Here is a 14,652-nt window from a genome sequence, read left to right on the forward strand (position 1 = left end):
TGCTCCCCGCTCATTCTGCGCGGGTGGCGCTTGTTTCAGCGCAAGACCGAGCTTTGGCCGGCTTTATTAAAAAATGGTTTCAATTGTCCGGATCTGCGTCCGGATGGTGTCCGCCCGGTATTCATCCGTGGTGAACGGAGGGAAAACATTGCCCTTTGGGGGCGGGATCGCTACATCGGCGGCAAGCAAATTTCCTCAAATCGAAGGTTTCACGGGACCGATGGCGCGCCAGTTCATCTATTTCATGCAGGGCCTGACCAAGAGCTACCCGACCCGGAAGGTGCTCGATAACATCCATCTGAGCTTCTATCCGGACGCCAAGATCGGCGTGCTCGGCGTCAACGGTTCGGGCAAGTCGACGCTGCTAAGGATCATGGCAGGCCTCGACAAGGAATATAACGGCGAGGCGTGGGTCGCCCAGGGCGCCCGCGTCGGCTACCTCGAGCAGGAGCCGCATCTGGATGCGACACTCTCCGTGCGCGAAAACGTCATGCTGGGCGTCGCCAAGCAGAAGGCCATCCTCGATCGCTACAACGAGCTGGCGATGAATTATTCCGAGGAGACGGCCGACGAGATGACCAAGCTGCAGGACGAGATCGAGGCCCAGGGCCTCTGGGATCTCGACAGCAAGGTCGATCAGGCGATGGACGCGCTACGGTGCCCGCCGGACGATGCCGATGTGACCAAACTCTCGGGTGGTGAACGCCGCCGCGTCGCGCTGTGCAAGCTGCTGCTCGACCAACCCGAGCTGTTGCTGCTGGACGAGCCGACCAACCATCTCGACGCCGAGTCGGTGTCTTGGCTCGAAGGCCATTTGCGCAACTATCCCGGCGCAATCCTGATCGTCACCCATGATCGCTACTTCCTCGACAACGTCACGAGCTGGATTCTCGAGCTCGATCGCGGCAAGGGCATTCCCTACGAGGGCAACTACTCGTCCTGGTTGGTGCAGAAGCAGAAGCGGCTCGAGCAGGAGGGACGCGAGGACGCCGCGCACCAGAAGACGCTCGCCCGCGAGCAGGAGTGGGTCGCCTCGTCGCCGAAGGCGCGTCAGGCCAAGTCCAAGGCGCGTTACCAACGCTACGAGGATCTGCTCAAGCAGGCGAGCGAGAAGCAGACCCAGACTGCGCAGATCATCATTCCCGTCGCCGAGCGGCTCGGTGCCAACGTGGTCGATTTCGAAGGCCTCAGCAAAGGCTTTGGCGATCGTCTGCTGATCGACGATCTCACCTTCAAGCTGCCGCCCGGCGGCATCGTCGGTGTGATCGGTGCCAACGGCGCCGGCAAGACCACGCTGTTCAAGATGATCACCAAGCAGGAAACGCCGGACAAGGGCACGATCACCGTCGGCGAGACCGTGCATCTCGGCTATGTCGATCAGTCGCGCGACGCGCTCGACGGCAGCAAGAACGTCTGGGAGGAGATCTCCGGCGGCAACGAACTGATCCTGCTCGGCAAGAAGGAAGTGAACTCGCGCGGCTATTGCTCGGCGTTCAACTTCAAGGGCGCCGACCAGCAGAAGAAGGTCGGCGCGCTCTCCGGCGGTGAACGCAACCGCGTCCATCTCGCCAAGATGTTGAAGTCCGGCGCCAACGTCCTGCTCCTCGACGAGCCGACCAACGACCTCGACGTCGATACGCTGCGCGCGCTCGAAGAGGCGCTGGAGGATTTCGCCGGCTGCGCCGTCATCATCAGCCATGATCGCTGGTTCCTCGACCGCATCGCGACCCACATCCTGGCCTTCGAAGGCGACAGCCATGTCGAATGGTTCGAAGGCAACTTCCAGGACTACGAGAAGGACAAGATGCGCCGGCTCGGCCAGGACAGCATCATCCCGCACCGCGTGAAGTACAAGAAGCTGACGCGGTGACGGCGGCATGATGCGACGGGCGCTCATCGCTGCGGTGATCATGGTCACCTGCGGCTGGTCGCCCGCCCGCGCCGCCGATCCGGCCTTCGCGCAGTTCATCGCCTCGCTCTGGCCGGAGGCGCAGGCCGCCGGCGTGTCGCGTGCGACGTTCGAGCAACAGACGCGCGGGCTCGAGCCTGATTACAAGCTGCCTGATTTGATCCTGCCGGGACGGCCCGCGACCGGCGCGCCGTCGCAGGCCGAGTTCGTGCAGGTGCCCGCCGACTACGTCAAGGAAGCTTCGATCACGCGGCTTGCGGGCGAGGGGCAGAGGCTGCTGCAAAAATATCGACCGGCGCTCAGCGAGATCGAGAAGACGTCTGGCGTGCCCGCCACCGTTATGCTGGCGATCTGGGGCCGCGAGACCGATTACGGCCGCTACACGTTGCCTTACGATCTCGTCCGCGTGCTGGCGACGCAGGCCTATGTCGGACGTCGCAAGGACACCTATCGCAACGAGTTCATCCTCTCGCTGAAGATCCTCGGCGAGGGCGTGGTGACCCGCAAGGACATGCGCTCGTCCTGGGCCGGCGCCACCGGGCTCACGCAGTTTCTGCCGTCCGAATATTACAAGCACGGTGTCGATTTCGACGGCGACGGTCGCACCGACATCTGGCATTCGGTGCCGGACGCGCTGGCCTCCGCTGCGCAGCAGCTCGTCAACAAGGGCTGGCAGAGTGGTGTGCGCTGGGCCTACGAGGTGCAGGCTCCGGTGAAGGTCGACTGCACCACGGGCGTGCCGGAGGTAACAAAGCCGATCGGCCAATGGCTGCGTGAGGGCTTTGTGCCGGCGCGCGGACAGAAGCTGAGCGCGGCCGAGCAGGCGCAGCCGGCCTCGCTGCTGCAGCCGGAAGGCATCTACGGTCCATCGTTCCTGACCACGAAGAACTACTTCGTCATCAAGGAATACAATTTCTCCGATCTCTACGTGCTGTTCGTCGGCCACCTCAGCGACCGCATGACGAACTCCCAACCGTTCGCGACACCGTGGTCGGCCTCCAAGCAGTTGCGCACCAGGGATGTCGAGGCCATGCAGCGCGGACTGACCCGCGTCGGGCTCTACAAGGACAAGATCGACGGCAAGGCCGGCATGCAGACGCGCGCCGCGCTCGGTGCCTATCAGAAGTCGGTGGGGCTGAAGGTCGATTGCTGGCCGAGCGAAGAGGTGCTGCGCTCGATCCAGGCGGCGCGGTAGCGAACTCAGCTCGTCGCCAAAGAAAAAAGCCCGGCCGATGGTCTCGGCCGGGCTTCGATCTCGGCGCTCATGAGCGCCCGGCGATCAGATCAGTAGCAAACGCGGACCGGGCGAACGATCCAGCCGTAGCCGTCCCAGTAGCGCTGGCGCTGCCAGTAGCAGGGCGGGGGCGGCGGGCCGGGCTCGGCGACATAGACGGGGCCGCCATAGGCGGGACGGCTCGACGCGATGGCGCCGCCGACGATGGCGCCGCCGATGAGGCCGGCCGCGATGCCGACACCGACACCGTCATGGGCCTGCGCGGACGGAGTGGCGGTCACCAGCGAACCGGCGATCGTCGCAACCGTGAGGGCGGCAACAAAAGTCTTCTTCATGCTCTTGGCTCTCCTGGGAGATGGACGTCCCTTGTTAGGAGCGTCCGGGTTTCAAAGGTTCACGCACACTCTGATGGAATTGGCCTTGCAGCTAGGAAGCGCGCAAATGGTCAACCCACGGTAAACGCACACGGAGCTGTGACGAGAAAAAGCGGTCTTTTTCAGGCCCGGAGATGAACGGCGCATCCGTAGTGAACCGACTCGTCGCGTCAGCCGCAGACCCTGACGCGGCGGACACGCCAGGCATAGCCGTCCCAGAAGCGCTGCTTCTGCCAGACGCAGCCGCCGCCGTAATAGTCGTCGGCGACATAGCCGGGGCTCGGGGCGTAATAGCGGGGCGGGTAGTAGCCGGGTTCATAATAACCGGGGCCAGGTCCGTAATAATACGGAGAGGCGAGTGCGCCGCCGACAATGGCGCCGCCGATGATCCCGGCCGCCACGCCCGCAGCGACGCCGCGCTGCGCATGGGCCGGTGTTCCGGCCGCAACGGCTAGGGTGGCGACGGCAGCGACCGCAACTGCCAGGAGCGACTTCTTCATTGGCTTGACCTTTCGCACAAACACGCTGGAACTCTTTGGGAGCAGAGTTCCATACTTCGTTTGAATGATCAATGAACGGCACCTTTGCCGGGCGCGACCAATTGATATGGACCACGGCCCGCCAGGGAGGCGATGATGGGCAACGCTCTGGTAAATGCATTGATCGCGGCCGGGATCGTCTTCGCGATCGGCTACGGCTGGATCACCCATCTCCAGAACCGCGGCCGGCGCTCGCGCGCAGGAGCGGGTGGTGACGGAAGCGGTGGCGGCGACAGCTATTCAGGAACGAGCGGCGGCTTCTCGCTGGGGAGCTGGTTTTCCAGCGACAGTTCGGGAAGCTCGACCGGCAGCGGCAGCTGTTCCAGCAGCGATAGCGGTAGTGGGGATTGCGGAGGCGGGGGCGATGGTGGTGGAGGCGGCGACTAGGTCCGCCGCAATCTTGATCCAGCGCAAGTCCCTATTTTAGAGCCGTTCTAGGCTGTTTTCCGGCCAGTTTGGAATAGCTTCAAATATCGACTTTTCCCTTTGCATCCGGACGGCCCTTTAAATATCGATGATCGCGCATCACCGAAGGGCCTGCCGCTTCCATGATCGTTTGTTCCTGTAACGTGCTGAGCGATGACGACATCCGCGCCGCCGTCGCCGAGTCCGACGACGCTGTGCGCCATGCCAAGCAAATCTATGGATGCCTCGGCTGTAGCGCCGAATGCGGCCGCTGCGCCCGGACGATCAAGAGCATCATCGACGAAGCGCTTGGCCCCTGTGCCAAGTCCTGCTGCGCCGGCTGTCCCCACGGCCACACCGTGGCCGCCAACGACGAGACGGCTGAGCCCGCCCAGTTCGCCCTCGCCGCCTGCTGAAAACTTCTCTGACCTCGGCTGAGCTTTTCCCCGGCTGCATCCCCGCGGCCGATTGCCCTCGTCCCCAAATTCATTTAGAAAGATTCTAAATTCGGTTTAGGGCCGATTTGGACTGCAAGAGCTGGAGTGAACCATGCAGGGCGACGCAAAAGTCATCGAGTATCTCAACAAGTCACTGCGTCACGAGCTGACTGCGATCAACCAGTACTGGCTGCACTACCGCTTCCTCGACAATTGGGGCCTCCTGGACATGGCCAAGGTCTGGCGCAAGGAGTCCATCGAGGAGATGGAACACGCCGACAAGCTCACCGCGCGCATCCTGTTCTTCGACGGTTTTCCCAACATGCAGGTGCTTGATCCCCTGCGCATCGGCCAGAACGTCAAGGAGATCATCGAGTGCGATCTCGCCGCCGAGATGAGCGCGCGGGCGCTGTACCAGGAGGCGGCGACCTACTGCCACGGCGTCAAGGACTACGTCACGCGCGACCTGTTCGAGAAGCTGATGAGCGACGAGGAGCACCACATTGACTTCCTCGAAACCCAGCTCGACCTGATCGGCCGCATCGGTCTCGAGCTCTACACCCAGAAGCACGTCGGCGGGCTCGAGGGTGAGGGGCACTGAGCTCCGGCGTCTACGACACACTCCCCATACCGCGGAATTGATCCGTGGCGCGACGCGGCTGGTACCGCGCAACAAACATCTCCCTGAGTCCCGGATCTGCGCTTCGCTTGTCCGGGACGACACCGTGATTGTCGCGCCGGCTACAACTGCGTCTTGTAGAGCTCTTCCACGATCTCCTGGCTCTGCGGCTCACCGAGACTGGTCTGCTCGTGGATGATCTCGACGATGCTCGGCATCACCGAGCGCTGCACCTTCTCGGGCGACCACAGTTTTGAGCGCATCAGCGCCTTGCCGCAGTGGAAATAGACTTCGCTGACGGCGACATTCAGCACCGCGCGTGGCGGCTTGCCGAACTCCACCATCGATGCCAGCAGGTCCGGGTCGGCCGACAGCGTGCCGCGTCCGCCGACGCGCAGCGTCTCGTCGATCCCCGGGACGAAGAACAACAGATGCACGAAGCCGGAGCCTTCGACGACGTTGCGGAAACTGTCGATCCGGTTGTTGCCGGCGCGGTCGGGCATCAGCAATTGATTGGGGCCAGCGACGTGGACGAAGCCGGTGCCGCCGCCGCGCGGCGAGGCATCGACGCTGCCGTCGGTGCCTGACGTCGCGAGCACGCAGAACGGCGACATCTCGATGAACTTCTTTGCGTGCGCATCGATCGCGGGACGCGCCTTCGCGATGACGCGCGGGGTCGGCTTCGCATAGATGGTGGCGAGGTCTTCGGGGCAAAGGTCGGTCAACGGCGTGCCTCCACATCAACGTGGCACCAACTTATCCGATCGAGCCGGCTCCAGCCAATGGAATCCATCAAGACCTACACCGCGTCCGCCGGCACGAAGCAACTGATGATGACGGTGCCGCGGTGGCGGACGTACCACACGACGGCTTGGCCGACCGGATTGCCGCGATCGCGGATGATGGCGCGTTCGGGCACCTCCATCCATTGTCCTTCGATCGGCACCCAATAGGCGCCGCCCCGCACATCGTAGTCGGTGCGATGGCCGTCGGAGATGTCGCAGCAGGGCACACCGTTCGGCGCGATCACGCTCTTGAACCAGGCGCGGATGTCGGGCGGAACGTGGTCATATTGGCCGTTGTCGAACGCGAACGCGGCGTTCGTCAGTGCCATCGTCGCGGCCAGCCAGACGCACAGCGCGAGTCTGTGCATGCGAGTCCTCCATCGCGGTCGATTCGTATCGTTGACGCGATTAAGCCCGAGCTATCGGTGCATTGCATGCTCAAATAATATGCGGCGGCAGAGGCGCCGCGTTTGATGCGTTGCGATAGGAGCGGTCTGCCCTGCTACATCGTCCGCTGCGGCGCGGTTTGCAGCAATTGCCTGATATGCTCGGCGTAGAATTTCGCGTTGCTGGTGGTGCCGTGACCGCGCGTTTCCGTGCTTGCAGGGATCAGATACAGCTTGCCGTTCTTGATCCGCTTCATCGCAGCATCCGTGATGCCGGTCTCGGGCGGGTTGCGCTCGTCGTCGGCGGAATTGATCAGCAGCAGCGAGGCCTCGATCTGCTCCAGCTTCTCGCTGGCATTGTAGTCGCGCGAGGACTCCCATTGATAGACGAAGTCGTTGGCATCCGCCGTGATCGGCATCGCCAGCCGCTCGTCGACGATCTTGTCGGCCTTCGCCGCGGTTGGCGCCTGGTGCTGATAGGCCAGCGTGCCGCCGATGCTGGCGATGCCGTAGGCGGTGATGGCGTATTTCATCATGCGCGGCTGACTGGTGTAGTTGCCGCCAGCGTAGCCGGGATCGTTGCGGATGGTATCGAGCATGATCCGCCGCAGCATCCAGTTGCGTGACGCCATCTCGGTCGGCTGCGAGGCCATCGGCACCAGAGCGTCCATCGCTTTCGGATATTTCTCGCCCCACAGCCAGGTGTGCATGCCGCCCATCGAATTGCCGATCACGAGCCGCAGATGCTTGACGCCGAGGCCTTCCGTCACCAGGCGATACTGCGCCTCGACCATGTCGTCGTAATCATATTTCGGGAAGCCCGTCGTCATGCCGTCGGACGGCTTTGACGACTTGCCGTGGCCGATACTGTCGGGAACGATGATATAGTATTTGGACGCATCGAGCGGCTGGCCCGGCCCGAACAGCTCGCCGGCAAAGGCAGCCGACAGCATGCTCGCGCCCGGGCCGCCGGTGCCGTGCAACACCAGCACCGGTTGGCCGCCGGGCTCGCCGACGGTGGTGTAGTGCAGCTTCAGCTCCGCCATGGTTTCGCCGGTGTGGAACTTGTAGGATTTAGGTGCCGCCGATCGTCTTAGAAGGAAACATCGGGAGAAAGGTGCATGTGCCGCAACATCAAGACACTGTTCAACTTCGAGCCGCCGGCGACGGAGGACGAGATCCACGCAAGCGCGCTCCAGTTCGTGCGAAAACTATCCGGTTTCAACAAGCCGTCGCAGGCCAATGAGGAGGCCTTCGAGCGCGCGGTGGCGGAAGTCTCGGAGGCCGCGCGAAAGCTGCTGATTTCACTGCACACCCATGCGCCGGCGCGTGACCGTGAGGTCGAGGCGGAGAAGGCCAAGGAGCGCTCGCGGCTGCGGTTCGGTTAGTCGCCAGCTCGAAAGTCCGTTCCGTGACCTGGCTCACGGTGAGAGCGGATTCGACTTGCGATGATGTCCGCCGGGGTTTTGACAGCCCGGAGCACGACCATGAGCCGCCCCCTTCTTCCCCTCAAGGCAGGTGCCGTGACCTTCACGGTGCTGTGGACCGCATGGATGATGTGGTGGAGCGGCTCTTACAGCAGCGTCAACCTCGTCGTCCTGACGCTGCTCGGCACGCTGGTCGGCTATCTCTGGTATCGCGCGATGCGCTGGCAGTTCGAGCGCATGGGCATGCTGCCGCGACGCGAGGATCAGGCGAAGTAGGCCACGCTGCTAATCCTAGTGGCCGTGCTTCTTCTTTTTCTTCTTTTTCCTGTGATCGTCGCCTTCGCCGTCGTCGCTCCCGTTATCGGCGTGCGCCTCGTCGGTCTCCCGCACGGCGGCCTCGAGCGCCTCGCGCTCGGCAGCTTCACGCTCGCGCTGGCGGCGGCGTTCGTCCCAGGCGTCGAAGAGCTGATCCAGCCACGGCAGCACCTGCTCGATCGACGGCAGTTGGCCGGGCGGTCCGGCCTCGCCGCGCGGTCCTTGCGGGCCGGCGGGACCCTGCGGTCCGACTGCTCCCCGCGGACCGGCTTCGCCCGGCTTGCCTGGCAGGCCGGCCTTGCCTTGCGGTCCTGGCTTTCCGGCCGGCCCCGGCTTGCCTGTCGGTCCCGGCTTGCCGCGCGCGCCGTCCGGCCCCCGCTTGCCCGGATGACCCTGCGGCCCCGGCCGTCCCGGCTCGCCCTGTCGCCCGCGCGGACCTTGCGGTCCCTGCCGTTTCTGTTCGTCCGCCACGTCACTGCTCCCTTGACCGGAAGCAAGCTACTTAGCGGCGTTTGACGACATCAGCAATTCCGGCGGGCATTGCGCGGGGCTCGATCAACATCAATCGGCGGCACGTCACGCGCTAGTCTTGATACGCCGGCACTTCGATGCCGGACGCCGCATAGATCCTGATCTTGTTGCGCAGTGTGCGCACCGACAGGCCGAGCACGCGCGATGCGCGCGTGCGGTTGCCGTCGCAGCGCGCCAGGGTCTGGAGCACGAGCTCGCGCTCGACCTCGTCGACGGTCGCGCCGATCAACAGCGGAACGATCTGGTCAGGGCTAAGGAATTGCGCGCCCGGCTCGGACGCGGCGACATGAACAGTGGTCATCAACACACCTCCCGATCAACGCCCGCTTCCATCTTTGGAAGCGATCGAGAACAAACGACCCCCAAGCCGTAGATCTACGGTGGGCGGGTTTGGTTAATGAAAAGTTAATCGAAGGCGATTGCACCAGATGACCTCAAGAATGCCGCGGAGTGGCCGCGATTGGCACGAGATGCATAGCGATGCGGCCGGTCTCGGTCCGCATCGCGTCGCCCGCTCACACCGTCCGATACCCGCCGTCCACCATCACGATCGTTCCCGTGACGTAAGCCGAGAGGTCCGACGCCAGGAAGATCGCGGGCCCGACGATGTCCTCGGGCTTGCCGGTGCGCGCCAGCGGGGTGTGATCGACAAAGGCTTGCACCAGTGCCGGGTTGGTCGCGCGCACATTGGCGTTGATGTTGGTCTCGATGAAGCCGGGCCCGATCGCGTTGACGCGCACGCCTTCCTTGCCGAGTTCGGCCGCAAGGGCCTTGGTGAAGCCAAGCACGCCGTGCTTCGAGGTGGTGTAGGCCGCCGAGCTCGGCGTGCGCAGATGCACGAACGACTGGATCGAACCGATGTTGACGATGCGGCCCCTGGCTGCGCGTAGCGGCGCGAGGAACGCCTGCGTCATGTTGAAGACGCCGTTGAGGTTGAGCGAGATAATGTCGTTCCAGTCCTTCGCCACGGTCTCAGTATCAGCGGTGAAGGCGTTGCGGCGGGTGATGCCGGCATTGTTGACGAGGATCGAGACCTGCCCGACCTTGTCGGCGACCTGCCTGGCCAGCGCGAAGCAATCGTCGCGCCTGGTCACGTCCAGCGCAAAGCTCTCGGCCTTGCCGCCGGCCTTGCGGATGTCCTGCGCGGCCTCCGCGACGGTGTCTGAGTTGACGTCGAGCAGCACCACTTGCGCGCCCTCGCGGGCGTAGCCGGCCGCGATCGCCCGGCCGATGCCGGAACCGGCGCCCGTGACGACGGCGATGTGGTTTGCGAGCAATGCCATGACAATTTCCTCCCGATTTCGTTTCTAAGTTTCATGAAAGGCTAACTCGAAATTAAGGGGTCGGAAACGGCCGCCTTGGCATACTGGTTCGCATTGCTAAACGTTGCGCGCATGATGGAACGGCTTGAATCCTGGAAATTGGCGCTCGAGCGCCTGCGGTCTGCGGAGTCTGCCGATTGGGCCGAGGCTGGACGGCTCGCGGCCGAGATCGCGCGGATGAGTACCGAGGCCGTGCTACGCCAGGCGGCCGAGCAGGCCCTTCCGGTACTGCGTCAGGCCACGGGCAATGACCACTACAGCGTCGCGCTGGCGGCCCAGCGCCGCGTTGGCGTGATCCTCGATGTCGTCCACGATCTCACCGCACCGCGCTTCGGTCGCCGCAACGCCATGCCGAAAAAACTCTCCAGCGAGGATCGCGCTCGCAAGACGCTCGGCCTGCCGCTCGCCGTGCAGCTCACCTGCGAGGACATCAACCAGGCCTATCGCCGCGCCGCCAAAGGCATGCATCCCGACCGCGGCGGCAGTGCCGAAGCCTTCATCGACCTCGCCGCCGCGCGGGACTTGTTGATCCATCCCGGTGCCCACAAGGACGCCTGAGGGCGATCAGTTCTTGTTGACGCAGCTCGGATAGGGCGCAGCTTCCCCTGCAACGATCGGGCAGAGGGCGATCGGGTTGAGATCGCTCAGGCGCGTGTGCCAGCGTTGATCCCTGACTGGAGGTTCGTCCGTCTCCGGGCCGCGCTCGGCCCATTGGATCGTGTAGTAGTCGGTCGTGCCCTTCAGCGCGATCAGGAGCGCGGTCTCGCTGTGGCGCGTGGGGCCGCTGTCGATCCGGCCGCAGCCGATGATGGCCGCGAAACCCTCGAAGCGGCCAAATGTCATGGGGCCGAGCGGCTGCGCCGCAAAACTGTCGGGGCAGGCCGATCTGAAGCCGCCAGCGATCGAGCCTGCGAGTTTCTCGGGCGTCGCGCTGGGCGTCAGCGTCATGCCCTTCTCGCCCGTCACCGTGATCATCTGGGTCCAGCGCTCGGGCGTCTCGCCCTTGAGCACGGCCTCGCGGATGTAGTGGCCGCCCTTGGTGTTCTCGAACACCCCGACGAAACGCACGGGCATCGTGAAAGCGACGAGCTGGCCGAAGATCGGCGAGATCACGCGGAAGGATTCCGGGGCCTGCGCCCGCGCCGTTGCTGCGAGCAGGAGCGAAGCGGCCAAAATTGTTGCTGTTGTCGTCGGCGTGCGCATCGATGAATCCCGCAATGACTGGCGGGAAACGCGACCGGGCAAGGATGCTAGCGTCGCATCCTTGCCCGGTCCTTGTCGTCCGCCGATCGAATTCCTACCAGCTGCAGTGGCCGTCCTTCAACGCCGCGTCCTTCAGCATGAGCGCGTCGCCGAAGCTCGGCACGCTCGCGCTGAGACGGGTGTAGTCGGAGGGCCACGGCGTGGTCGGGAGGCTCTCGTCCCAGATCTGACAGAAGCCGCCGTTCTGCCAGCGGATCAGATGATAGCCGGCTTCGGCCTGGCTCGTGGCTGCGAAGGCGGCAATGGCAAGACCCACGGCTGCGCACAGCACGGAGATACGACGCATGTTCAGCTCCTCAAATGAAAGTTGTGATGCGCCTCCCGACAATGAGGGGAGGGGTGGTGCGGGACGCTTTTGGGGATGCGCCCCGGACAAGATGTGAGTAGATCCGCACGCCCGTCAGGTTCAAACCGCGCACGCCGGAGACGGCTGATTTCGCCTGACAAAGATGAGACATGCCCGCAAAGGAAAAGGGCGGACCGCTCGTGCGGCCCGCCCTCGAAATCAGATCTGTCGCGTGACGCCTAGAGCGTGCATTTGCGCTCGGCGCGCAGCTTGATCTGGAGCTCCGAGGCCGCGGTGAAGGTCGGCAGCGGCTTGCTGACGACCTTGTAGGTCGACACGCCAAACTGGAACGGCTTGTACTTCAGGTCCTCGTTCCAGACCTGGCAGATGCCGGTGTTGTCCCAGCGGATCACGTAATAGCCGACCGCCGCCGAGGCCGGCGCGGCGAACACGGACGAAGCGATGCCGGCAACGGCACAGAGGGCGAGAACGCGACGCATGAAGTATCTCCTTGTGGGGAACGTGTGACCCGAAAATTCGTGCGGTAAAAGCAGGTCCTTTGCAAGCCGGGGAGCGGCCGTTCACGGATATGTCAGACGGCTCGGAGCACTTGGTTGGGCCAAGTGCTCTGCAAGTCACACGGCGCGGCTCACTTCGAAAGCGAGGCCACCGCCTCGATCTCGATCAGCATCTTCGGATCGGGCAGCGCCTGCACCACGCATGTTGTGCGTGCAGGATAAGGCGGCGGGCCGAACGCACCGGCATAGAGCGCATTCATCGCGGCGACATCGGAGGCGCGGGTCAAGAGCACATTGACCTTGGCGAGGTCGCGGAACGTCGCGCCGGCCTCGTCCAGCACGCGCTTGATGTTGACGACGACGTTGGCGAACTGCGCCTCGAAGCCGTCCGGCAGCGCGCCATTGGCGTCGAAGCCGGGAATGCCGGAGACGAACAGCAGGTCGCCGACGCGGGTCGCAAAGGACAGCGGCGGCGCCTTGACGTGCGGCGGGGGCGCGAAATGCTGGATCGGCATGGGATCACCTCGGGGACGGTCGCAGGAGCATGAGCGTAGCGGCCGCCGCGGTCCGCTCAAAACAAAAAATGCGAAAACAACCCCATGCACAGTAGGCATCGCGCAGGAATCATTGAACTTTTTATAATTCGGTAAAAACAAAATATTCAGTTGCTCCGTCGGGCAAAACAGGGGCAGGATGGCATGGTGGCGATGGTCGGTGTGCAACACCAAACTCGGCTGTCATGCCCCGGCTCGACCGGGGCATCCAGTACGCCGTGTCCTCTCGGTTCGATCACGGACGCCTCTGGAATACTGGATCGCCCGGTTAAACCGGGCGATGACAGTTGAGTGCGTTGCTACAGACGCGCCTCACGCGTCATCATGTTGCCGCCCCGATCGATCGGATAGATTGACCCCGTCTGATTCGTTTCCCCCTTGAAAATAGCCCCCGGAGATACTCCATGAAGATCGCCACCACTCTTCGCGCCGCGCTGGTCGGCCTTGCCGCGCTGGCCGGCCTCTCGACCTCGGCCATGGCCGACGGCGGCACCGTGGTGCTGACGATCTACAAGGCGGGCTGGATCATCGGCGGTTCCGGCGGCTCCGGCGTGCTGAACTTCCGCGGTCGCGCCTATTCGCTCTCGACCGGCGGGCTCGACTACGGTTTCGTCTTCGGCGGCTCCAAGACCGTGCTGCGTGGCCGCGTCTCAAACATCAACCGGCCCTCGGACGTCGCCGGCGTCTATGGTGCTGCCGGTGCCGGCATCGCGGTAGGCCGCGGCGCGCGTGCCATCGTGCTGACCAACCAGAAGGGCGCCGTGCTGGAGCTGTCCGGCACGCAGGTCGGCCTGATGGCGAATGCGGATCTCAGCGGGCTCGCGATCACGATGCGGTAGGCAGGCTGCTTCAGCGTCGTCATTGCGAGCGTAGCGAAGCAATCCAGACCGTCGCCGCGACAGGATTCTGGATTGCTTCGCTCCGCTCGCAATGACGGGTTGAGCTACGCTCCCGTCACCAACTCATGAATCCTCTCGCAATGCGCGACGAGATTTCCGTGTGCATCGACGAACGCCTTCAGCGGCGTCGGAATCGGGAAGTAATAGATGTTGGCGACAAAACCGTAGATGCCGGCATCACAGCTGGTCGGCGCGGCGCCGTGGACGAAGCCTGCCGCCGGCACGATCTCCGCCAGCACCTGCAAATCGGCGATCCCTCGCGCGTAAGCCTGGTCGGGCGTGTAGCGGCCGATGCCCTGGAAATGATAGCGCTGCGAATTGTAGGCCTTGGCCTTCTCGAATCCGGCCGCGTTGATTTGCGGATGTTGCGCGATGAAGGCGTCGCGGAACGCCGGATAGAAGCGCTCGTCCTTCCAGCGCGAATACGACATTACCCAGTAGAGATCGTCGAGCATGCGCGTAATGAGATGATTGGTCCGCCGCTGCTCCGGTGAGAGCAGGGCATCGATGGTGAGCAGATGCTTTGCGATCACATGCGCGATGATCGTCTCGCTGTCGCCGACGGTCTCGCCGTCGTCGACGATGTAAGGCAGCTGTCCGCGCGGCGCTGTGGAGGCATCGAAGACGTGCTCGTGCTCGAACGGCACGCCCGCGAGCTTGAAGAAGGCGTAGACCTTGAGGCCGTAGCCGTTGTTGTCGGCGACGCCGAACAGTCTTGGGTAGGAGTAGAGGGTCAGCATGGGCGGCTCCCTTCCGCCTGGAGTCGTATCGCCGCAGTGGCCCGCTTGCAACAGGCCGGCGCCTTGTGCGCGAGCTCCTTCGATCGGAGGACGCGTGGCGTCGCCCATT

At 63.9% G+C, this 14,652-nt stretch carries 22 protein-coding genes; 9 read left to right on the forward strand and 13 right to left on the reverse strand.

The window, feature by feature from the left end:
• The first annotated feature begins 220 nt into the window (after positions 1 to 220).
• Together ettA and QSV46_RS05075 are read left to right on the forward strand one after the other, a co-directional pair.
• Complete coding sequence (gene ettA / locus QSV46_RS05070; RefSeq protein ID WP_314947369.1) at positions 221 to 1,870, forward strand: energy-dependent translational throttle protein EttA; 1,650 nt, start codon at positions 221 to 223, stop codon at positions 1,868 to 1,870.
• Between the two features lie 7 nt (positions 1,871 to 1,877).
• Positions 1,878 to 3,104 (forward strand): lytic murein transglycosylase, encoded by a 1,227-nt coding sequence (locus QSV46_RS05075; protein ID WP_314947371.1) that lies wholly within the window; start codon positions 1,878 to 1,880, stop codon positions 3,102 to 3,104.
• A gap of 89 nt (positions 3,105 to 3,193) precedes the next feature.
• Here QSV46_RS05075 and QSV46_RS05080 read toward each other — a convergent pair whose 3' ends face one another.
• Complete coding sequence (locus QSV46_RS05080) at positions 3,194 to 3,478, reverse strand: hypothetical protein (RefSeq protein WP_314947374.1); 285 nt, start codon at positions 3,476 to 3,478, stop codon at positions 3,194 to 3,196.
• A gap of 209 nt (positions 3,479 to 3,687) precedes the next feature.
• Positions 3,688 to 4,017: a hypothetical protein gene (locus QSV46_RS05085; RefSeq protein ID WP_314947376.1), complete on the reverse strand. Its 330-nt coding sequence runs from the start codon at positions 4,015 to 4,017 to the stop codon at positions 3,688 to 3,690.
• A gap of 135 nt (positions 4,018 to 4,152) precedes the next feature.
• Here QSV46_RS05085 and QSV46_RS05090 point away from each other — a divergent pair, with 135 nt between their 5' ends.
• From QSV46_RS05090 to bfr, 3 genes are all read left to right on the forward strand, one after another.
• Positions 4,153 to 4,443, forward strand: coding sequence for a hypothetical protein (locus tag QSV46_RS05090; RefSeq protein WP_409997140.1), 291 nt, complete (start codon positions 4,153 to 4,155; stop codon positions 4,441 to 4,443).
• A 161-nt stretch (positions 4,444 to 4,604) separates the two neighbouring features.
• Entirely contained in the window at positions 4,605 to 4,877 is a 273-nt protein-coding gene (locus tag QSV46_RS05095; RefSeq protein ID WP_314947381.1) for a bacterioferritin-associated ferredoxin, read from the forward strand.
• 133 nt (positions 4,878 to 5,010) lie between these two features.
• Positions 5,011 to 5,499 carry a bacterioferritin gene (bfr, locus tag QSV46_RS05100; RefSeq protein WP_314947383.1) on the forward strand — a complete coding sequence of 163 codons (489 nt, stop codon included), beginning with the start codon at positions 5,011 to 5,013 and terminating at the stop codon, positions 5,497 to 5,499.
• A gap of 140 nt (positions 5,500 to 5,639) precedes the next feature.
• On the opposite strand, the gene QSV46_RS05105 is transcribed toward bfr, so the two are convergent.
• The 3 genes from QSV46_RS05105 to QSV46_RS05115 all read right to left on the reverse strand — a co-directional run bounded on the left by QSV46_RS05105 (position 5,640) and on the right by QSV46_RS05115 (position 7,887).
• Positions 5,640 to 6,242, reverse strand: a complete 603-nt coding sequence (locus tag QSV46_RS05105) for an MSMEG_1061 family FMN-dependent PPOX-type flavoprotein (RefSeq protein ID WP_314947385.1) — start codon at positions 6,240 to 6,242, stop codon at positions 5,640 to 5,642.
• Between the two features lie 74 nt (positions 6,243 to 6,316).
• On the reverse strand, positions 6,317 to 6,670 hold the full coding sequence (locus QSV46_RS05110; protein WP_314947387.1) for a hypothetical protein: 354 nt from the start codon (positions 6,668 to 6,670) through the stop codon (positions 6,317 to 6,319).
• A 134-nt stretch (positions 6,671 to 6,804) separates the two neighbouring features.
• Positions 6,805 to 7,887, reverse strand: a complete 1,083-nt coding sequence (locus QSV46_RS05115) for an alpha/beta fold hydrolase (RefSeq protein WP_409997143.1) — start codon at positions 7,885 to 7,887, stop codon at positions 6,805 to 6,807.
• Between QSV46_RS05115 and QSV46_RS05120 the strand changes: the two genes are divergently transcribed.
• Entirely contained in the window at positions 7,810 to 8,076 is a 267-nt protein-coding gene (locus QSV46_RS05120; protein ID WP_314947388.1) for a DUF2277 domain-containing protein, read from the forward strand. The genes QSV46_RS05115 and QSV46_RS05120 overlap by 78 nt on opposite strands.
• Positions 8,077 to 8,175: 99 nt before the next feature.
• On the forward strand, positions 8,176 to 8,391 hold the full coding sequence (locus QSV46_RS05125) for a hypothetical protein (RefSeq protein ID WP_314947391.1): 216 nt from the start codon (positions 8,176 to 8,178) through the stop codon (positions 8,389 to 8,391).
• Between the two features lie 15 nt (positions 8,392 to 8,406).
• On the opposite strand, the gene QSV46_RS05130 is transcribed toward QSV46_RS05125, so the two are convergent.
• From QSV46_RS05130 to QSV46_RS05140, 3 genes are all read right to left on the reverse strand, one after another.
• Positions 8,407 to 8,901, reverse strand: coding sequence for a collagen-like protein (locus tag QSV46_RS05130; RefSeq protein WP_314947394.1), 495 nt, complete (start codon positions 8,899 to 8,901; stop codon positions 8,407 to 8,409).
• Positions 8,902 to 9,013: 112 nt separating this feature from the next.
• Positions 9,014 to 9,262, reverse strand: coding sequence for a helix-turn-helix domain-containing protein (locus QSV46_RS05135; protein WP_314947397.1), 249 nt, complete (start codon positions 9,260 to 9,262; stop codon positions 9,014 to 9,016).
• Positions 9,263 to 9,476: 214 nt separating this feature from the next.
• Entirely contained in the window at positions 9,477 to 10,244 is a 768-nt protein-coding gene (locus QSV46_RS05140; RefSeq protein WP_314947400.1) for a 3-oxoacyl-ACP reductase FabG, read from the reverse strand.
• Positions 10,245 to 10,355: 111 nt separating this feature from the next.
• Between QSV46_RS05140 and QSV46_RS05145 the strand changes: the two genes are divergently transcribed.
• Positions 10,356 to 10,841 (forward strand): J domain-containing protein, encoded by a 486-nt coding sequence (locus tag QSV46_RS05145; RefSeq protein ID WP_314947403.1) that lies wholly within the window; start codon positions 10,356 to 10,358, stop codon positions 10,839 to 10,841.
• Positions 10,842 to 10,847: 6 nt separating this feature from the next.
• Here the strand turns inward: QSV46_RS05145 and QSV46_RS05150 are convergent, their stop codons facing one another.
• The 4 genes from QSV46_RS05150 to QSV46_RS05165 all read right to left on the reverse strand — a co-directional run bounded on the left by QSV46_RS05150 (position 10,848) and on the right by QSV46_RS05165 (position 12,865).
• Complete coding sequence (locus QSV46_RS05150; protein ID WP_314947405.1) at positions 10,848 to 11,486, reverse strand: hypothetical protein; 639 nt, start codon at positions 11,484 to 11,486, stop codon at positions 10,848 to 10,850.
• Positions 11,487 to 11,580: 94 nt separating this feature from the next.
• On the reverse strand, positions 11,581 to 11,832 hold the full coding sequence (locus tag QSV46_RS05155; RefSeq protein ID WP_314947407.1) for a hypothetical protein: 252 nt from the start codon (positions 11,830 to 11,832) through the stop codon (positions 11,581 to 11,583).
• 239 nt (positions 11,833 to 12,071) lie between these two features.
• Positions 12,072 to 12,332, reverse strand: coding sequence for a hypothetical protein (locus QSV46_RS05160; RefSeq protein ID WP_314947409.1), 261 nt, complete (start codon positions 12,330 to 12,332; stop codon positions 12,072 to 12,074).
• 149 nt (positions 12,333 to 12,481) lie between these two features.
• Positions 12,482 to 12,865, reverse strand: coding sequence for a RidA family protein (locus QSV46_RS05165; RefSeq protein ID WP_314947411.1), 384 nt, complete (start codon positions 12,863 to 12,865; stop codon positions 12,482 to 12,484).
• Between the two features lie 443 nt (positions 12,866 to 13,308).
• Between QSV46_RS05165 and QSV46_RS05170 the strand changes: the two genes are divergently transcribed.
• The gene (locus tag QSV46_RS05170) at positions 13,309 to 13,743 is read left to right on the forward strand and encodes a hypothetical protein (RefSeq protein ID WP_314947412.1); all 435 of its coding nucleotides are present in this window, start codon (positions 13,309 to 13,311) and stop codon (positions 13,741 to 13,743) included.
• A gap of 104 nt (positions 13,744 to 13,847) precedes the next feature.
• Here the strand turns inward: QSV46_RS05170 and QSV46_RS05175 are convergent, their stop codons facing one another.
• Positions 13,848 to 14,543, reverse strand: a complete 696-nt coding sequence (locus QSV46_RS05175; RefSeq protein ID WP_314947414.1) for a glutathione S-transferase family protein — start codon at positions 14,541 to 14,543, stop codon at positions 13,848 to 13,850.
• Positions 14,544 to 14,652: the final 109 nt, after the last annotated feature.

The sequence above is a fragment of the Bradyrhizobium cosmicum genome (genome assembly GCF_032290525.1).
GTDB classification, from domain to species: Bacteria; Pseudomonadota; Alphaproteobacteria; order Rhizobiales; family Xanthobacteraceae; genus Bradyrhizobium; species Bradyrhizobium cosmicum_A.